This window comes from Streptomyces sp. NPDC059456, assembly GCF_042750055.1.
Taxonomy (GTDB): domain Bacteria; phylum Actinomycetota; class Actinomycetes; order Streptomycetales; family Streptomycetaceae; genus Streptomyces.
Window position 1 is genome coordinate 7827 of record NZ_JBHYVA010000366.1, and the last position, 434, is coordinate 8260.

Sequence of the window (434 nt, forward strand, 5' to 3'; positions counted from 1 at the left end):
GTACTGGGGGGCGGGGGCCCGGGGTGGACCAGCCGGTCCGGGCCCGGGGGGGGCGCGGCGGCGCCGCGGGGGGCGGGGGGCCCGCCGGGCCGCGAGGCCGGCACCAGGCAGACCGCGTCGCCGGCCGCCGCGACCGCCATGGCCCCCAGATGTGAGGACAGCACGGCACTGACCCGCCGGCTCAGCCCCTGCTCGGCCAACGCCGCGTCCAGCGGGCCGGTGAAGCGTCCCCGGCGGCTGACCGCCACGTGCTCGGCAGCGGCCAGCCGGGCGGGCGTCAGGATTCCTTCGGCGAGCGGATGCCCGGCCCTGACGCCGGCCGCCATGCGCAGCGTGACCAGTTCCTCGACCCGGGTCTCCGGGTCGACGTGGTCGATGGCCCCGACCTCCAGATCGACCCGGCCCTCGCGCAGCGCGGGGCCCGCCTCCCACTC

At 80.0% G+C, this 434-nt stretch carries 1 protein-coding gene; it reads right to left on the bottom strand.

Annotated features, from left to right (window positions below):
* The coding region (locus tag ACFXA3_RS26930) for a LysR substrate-binding domain-containing protein (RefSeq protein WP_385190919.1) at nucleotides 1–434 on the bottom strand (434 nt) is incomplete at both ends.